The organism is Microseira wollei NIES-4236 (assembly GCF_020521235.1).
Classification (GTDB): Bacteria; Cyanobacteriota; Cyanobacteriia; order Cyanobacteriales; family Aerosakkonemataceae; genus Microseira; species Microseira wollei.
In genome coordinates, this window is record NZ_BLAY01000328.1 from 1 (window position 1) to 5,636 (window position 5,636).

Below are 5,636 nucleotides of genomic sequence, written 5' to 3' on the forward strand. Positions count from 1 at the left end.
CCGCCTCTCCTGCCAAGATCTGCGATTGTTCGATTGGTCGGCGGTGCAATCGTCTTCTCACTCGCCTTTCATCCCGCCGCTAAGGTGAGTACACCTATAGCGGGGGAATTCCCGTCTGTCCAGTTAACCTCGCCGTTGGACTCCTCTCCCTCGCCTCCCCCATGATGATGCAACTCCTCACCGATGACGTATTGGTGCGGGGAGATACAGAACTCCTGACTACCGTGGCGATCGCAGTCATTGCCATGAACCTGTTCAGGAGTATTATCGGCTTAGTCCAATCTCACCTGATCGGTCACTTTGGTCAACGGCTGCAACTGGGATTAACCCTAGATTATGGGTTTAAACTCCTGCGGTTGCCCTTATCCTACTTTGATTCCCATCGCAGTGGAGAAGTAGTCAGTCGCATCTCCGACGTGAGAACGATTAACGCCCTCGTTTCCCAAATTGTCCTGGGTTTACCCAGTCAATTTTTTATTGCCCTCGTCTCCTTGGGGTTGATGCTGTTCTACAGTTGGCAACTCAGCGTCGCCTCCCTCGTCGCCTTTGTCGTCGTTACTTTGATCAACCTGCTTTTCCTTCCCGCCTTGCGCCAAAAAACCCGCAGCGCAATCATTGAAGCGACGGAAAACCAAGGCTTTTTGGTAGAAACCTTTCGCGGCGCCCTCGTCCTCAAAACCACCCAAGCTACTCCCCAAGCTTGGGAAGAGTATCAGAGGAATTTTGGTCGCCTCGCCAATCTAGGGTGGGGAACAATGAAGCTGGGTTTATACAGCAGTACCATCACGGGGATAATTTCTAATCTGACGACTGTCGGTTTACTTTGGTTAGGCAGCTACTTCGTGATTAATCGCACCTTAAGCATTGGTCAGTTGATTGCCTTTAATGGCATGAGTGGCAACTTTCTCGGCTTCCTGGGATTAGTCGTTGGACTAATTGATGAATTTATTACCGCCCAGATTGTGATTCAACGCCTCTCGGAAGTCCTCGATGCCACCCCAGAAGACGAAAACGCAACTCCCAAACCTTGGGCAACAATTTCCAGCGATGCTGATATTATTTGTACCCATCTCAACTTCCACCACGCGGGGAGAGTTGACCTGCTAAAAGACTTCAATCTGATTATTCCAGGGGGTAAAGTAACGGCACTGATTGGTCAATCCGGTTGCGGCAAAAGTACCCTCGCTAAACTGATTGCTGGATTATATCCGCTGCAATCGGGTAATATCCGCTATGGCATCTATAACCAGCAAGACCTCTCCTTAGAATGCCTGCGGCAACAGGTAGTGCTGGTTCCTCAAGAACCTCACTTCTGGAGTCGCTCAATTTTTGATAACTTCCGCTTTTCCTATCCCCAAGTTACCTTCGAGCAAATTGTCAGGGCTTGCCAGATTGCCAGTGCAGACGAGTTTATCAGCGAACTGCCGGACAAATATCAAACCGTTTTAGGAGAATTCGGCGCCAATATCTCAGGAGGCCAAAAGCAAAGATTAGCCATAGCCAGAGCAATTATTACTGACCCGCCAGTGCTAATTTTAGATGAATCCACAGGCGCTCTCGACCCCGTATTGGAAGCTAAGGTGCTGGATAAACTTTTATATTACCGACAGGGCAAAACCACCATTCTGATTAGCCACCGCCCCAGAGTCATCCTGCGTGCAGATTGGATCGTCATGCTAGTGCAAGGAGAGTTGAAATTGCAAGGAAGTCCAGAGGCGTTGCGTCAGCTTCCCGGCGAGCATTTGGACTTTTTGAACCCTTGAAACACAATTTTGGATTAAGGATCGGTTATGACCGCACCCACTTTCATTCCCAAACCACCCTCTCTAACTACCCCTTCCCAAGGGGAGGCTAAGGCAATTTTTCTCCACCCCGCCACCCCAGATGAATTCTTGCCCCCCATCAGTCGGTGGACAATTTTAGGAGGGTTGGTTCTCCTCGCAGGCTTCAGCTTTGCGATCGCCCTCGCCAGTATCCTAAAATATAAAGTCAGCGTCAAAGCCCCTGCCACCATTCGTCCTTACGGCGAATTGCGAATTGTGCAGTCATCCGTTGAAGGAACAGTCAAAAGTATCAAAGTCGCAGCGAATCAGGTGGTCAAACAAGGGGATATCATTGCCAATATCGACGATTCCCGCCTGCAAACTAAAAAGCGGCAATTGCAAGGAAATATCCAGCAAGCTACTCTGCAACTGGCTCAAATCGAAATCCAGGCAAGTGCCTTAGATAGTCAAATTGCCGCTGAAGCTGACCGCACCAAGCGCGCGATCGCCTCATTTCAAGCTGAACTCAGCCGCACCCAACGGGACTTAAAAGACAAACAAATCACCACTGTAGCGCAAGCCAACGAAGCTGAAGCGAACTTAAGGATAGCACAAGAAGAATGGCAAAAAGCGCAGGTCGAGTTAACAGCAGCCAAAGCAGATTTAAAGTCAATCCAAGCTGCCTTAAAAGCAGCAACAACCAAGCAAGACAGATATAAACCTTTAGCCGAAGCGGGCGCAATTTCTCTAGATAAATACCAGGAAGCACAACTAGCAGTAGAACAACAAGAACAGGCGCAAGAATCCCAAAAAGCAGCGATTTTGGCGAAACAACAAGATATCGAGCGGCAAAAACGAGCGGTTGAAGCTGCCGAATCAAGATGGCAAGGAACTCAAGCTGCCCTCAATCCCAGCGATGCCACTGTGACAATGGTAAAGGAGAAAATTGCCGCAGAAAGTGCTACGGGTAAAGCTACCCTCGCCAGATTAAAACAAGAACGAGAGCAATTAATTCAGCGAAAAGTTGAATTCCAAAATCAAATCAACCGCGATCGGCAAGAACTGCAACAATTGGAAACAGAACTCGCCAACACTGTGATTCGCGCCTCTGCATCTGGCACCATCTTGCAACTGAATCTTCGCAACACCGATCAAGTGGTACGTCCAGGGGATGCGATCGCCCAAATTGCTCCCAGCGAAGCGCCTTTGGTGATCAAAGCAATGGTGTTATCTCAAGATATCGGCAAGGTGGAAACGAGCCAAACCGCGTATCTGCGGGTGTCTGCCTGTCCCTATCCCGACTACGGCACTCTCAAAGGCAAAGTTAGCACCATTTCTCCAGACGCTATTAAGCCTCAAGGCAAAGATACCAATACTGCACAAGCGAGTATTGCCGTTGCTGTTGATGCCGCCTACGATGTGACTATTGAGCCAGAAGCTCTTACTCTGAGTATTGGGGGACGCAAGTGTACTATTCAATCGGGAATGGAAGGTACAACTGAGATTATTTCTAGAGAAGAGACTGTCTTACAATTTATTCTCAGAAGAGCAAGGCTGCTGATGGGGTTTGAGAACAGTCCAGCGATATCTGGACAATTCGTTACATAACTAGACATTTAATCTGATATAATGCTGTGATGTCTAGTTTAACTCCTCAAGAAGCAGCTACTCTATTGGGTGTGACGGTCAAAACCTTACATCGATGGGAGCTTGATGGCAAAATCAAATCAACTCGGACTGCAGGCGGTCATCGCAGATACGATATGGCTGAGTTAATTGGCAACAGATCCAGTAATGAATTAACCGTTGGTTATGCCAGAGTATCCAGTCACGACCAAAAAGATGATCTCAATAGACAAGTTTTAGTCTTGGAAAGTTACTGCGCCAAGCATGGATGGGAATTTGAGATTATTCAAGACCAAGGCAGTGGCATGAACTACAAGAAGAAAGGGCTGATTCGATTAATCAAACTAATTACCAGTTACCAAGTAGAAAGGTTAGTATTAACGCATAAAGATCGACTTCTCAGATTTGGTTCTGATTTAATCTTTACACTCTGTGAAAAATTTGGAACGGAAGTGATAATTATCAATCGCTCAGATGAGAGTACATTCGAGGAAGACTTGGCGGCAGATGTATTAGAAATTATTACAGTATTTTCAGCTCGTCTCTATGGCAGCAGAAGTCAGAAAAATAAAAAGATAGTAGAAGAATTGAGGGAGGTAGCTCTCAAGCTATGACCATTCTCACTTACTGCAAAGGCTTACCAACTCGCACCTCCGAACTCACGGCCATTGGTGAGAGCGAGTTTGAGTTATTTCTGGCAGCATTTTCAGGAGTGTTTTATCGAGGGACAATCGAGACGGTTAACCATTTATTAAATCGAGAAATCAAATTCAATAAATCTAGTTGGAATACTCACATACAGCAGACCTACGGCATCAGCAAGCGTCATGCCAATGGAGTAATTGCTTTATCAGCAGGCAAAGTAGATGCAGCGAAAGCATCAAGAACCAGACACCTCAAACAATTAGAACAAAGACTCACATCCGCTGTGTCTTGGTTAAAGAAAGCACAAAGGAAACTCCTTCTGGCTCAAAAGTTTTACGCCAAACGACATTGGCAGCACTCGAAAACAGGGTGTAATTTTCCCCTGGCGATCGACAGGAAGACTCGCAAAACCAACTGGCATCAAACTAAATTTGCCATTCACAACAAGAAAAGATACATCTATAAATTAACTCAAACCCTCGCCTACCTGAAAGTGGCACCACTGAGAGTCAAAGTCAACTCCTGTGAAGTATTTATTGTGGGGTCGAAAGATGAAAGCTATGGCAATAAAACTTGCCAGTGGGATGGTAATAACCTGAAATTTAGAGTGCCTAATTGCCTGTCAGCTAAATTTGGCAAATATATAACTTCAGCCATCGGTAATTTTGACAGAAATATTGATCGATTGCCCGAGGCTGGTGCGAAAACTTGGCACTTTTACCGCCAGGATCATCGCTGGGTAGTAGCAGTACAATTTACTCCATTACCAGTCTCGCAAGTGAGCCGAACGCTCGAGTACGGTTGTATTGGTATCGATCTCAATCCGAGTTCAATTGGTTGGGCATACATCGACGATCGAGGTAATTTAAGCTCGTCGGGTAAAATTCCGATGCAAATGGGTTTGCCTCGTGGCAAACAAGATGCTCAAATTGTAGGTGCCATCTTGCAGCTAGCTGAATTAGCTACTGCGTTTGCTTGTCCGATTGTTTGCGAATCCTTAGATTTTACTGGTAAGAAAGCACAGTTAAGGGAGAAAGGTGCCAAGTATGCTCGGATGCTGTCTAGCTGGGCTTATAGCCGTTTTTATCAACTTTTAGATTCGATTTTATCCAATCGTGGAATCTCTTTATTTACTCGCAATCCAGCTTATACCAGTTTAATTGGACTGGTTAAATACGCTCGGATGTATGGATTATCCTCGGATATTGCTGCTGCGATTGCAATTGCTAGAAGAGGTATGAACTTGAGTGAGAGATTGCCGCGCCCCGTGTCCGCCTATCTAGGGGTGAACCCCAGGAAGCACGTATGGGGCGCTTGGTACCAATTTAATATGTTTATCGGTCGGTGCGAGGTAGTTAATCGCAGACACGATTACTATCGAGTCTCTAACTGGGGGCCGCTGGTTAAGGCTGATGTCGAACAGCGATGTCGGGCATCTGCTAAGCGAAAGCGTTAGTGGCAATCGATCCAAAGTTACACCTAAAAATTTCGGGAGATTGGTAGCCCCGTCAATTCATTGCGGGGCGGAAAATCGACACGAGCAGATTTATCTGCCGTCAATATTAAGCTTAATTAATGTTGATTGTTGGATTTACAAGCTCA

3 protein-coding genes and 1 pseudogene are annotated in these 5,636 nt (G+C 46.4%); all 4 read left to right on the forward strand.

Annotated elements, in window-relative coordinates; genetic code table 11:
* Nucleotides 1-122: 122 nt before the first annotated feature.
* A pseudogene (locus MiSe_RS47390) lies at nt 123-1,763 on the forward strand (peptidase domain-containing ABC transporter); the annotation flags it as partial.
* Between the two features lie 27 nt (nt 1,764-1,790).
* Nucleotides 1,791-3,371 (forward strand): beta-barrel domain-containing protein, encoded by a 1,581-nt coding sequence (locus MiSe_RS47395; protein ID WP_226594103.1) that lies wholly within the window; start codon nt 1,791-1,793, stop codon nt 3,369-3,371.
* 26 nt (nt 3,372-3,397) lie between these two features.
* Nucleotides 3,398-4,003, forward strand: coding sequence for an IS607 family transposase (locus MiSe_RS47400; RefSeq protein ID WP_226594105.1), 606 nt, complete (start codon nt 3,398-3,400; stop codon nt 4,001-4,003).
* Entirely contained in the window at nt 4,000-5,490 is a 1,491-nt protein-coding gene (locus MiSe_RS47405; protein WP_226594107.1) for a hypothetical protein, read from the forward strand. Before MiSe_RS47400 ends, MiSe_RS47405 begins: the two co-directional genes overlap by 4 nt.
* Nucleotides 5,491-5,636 lie beyond the last annotated feature (146 nt).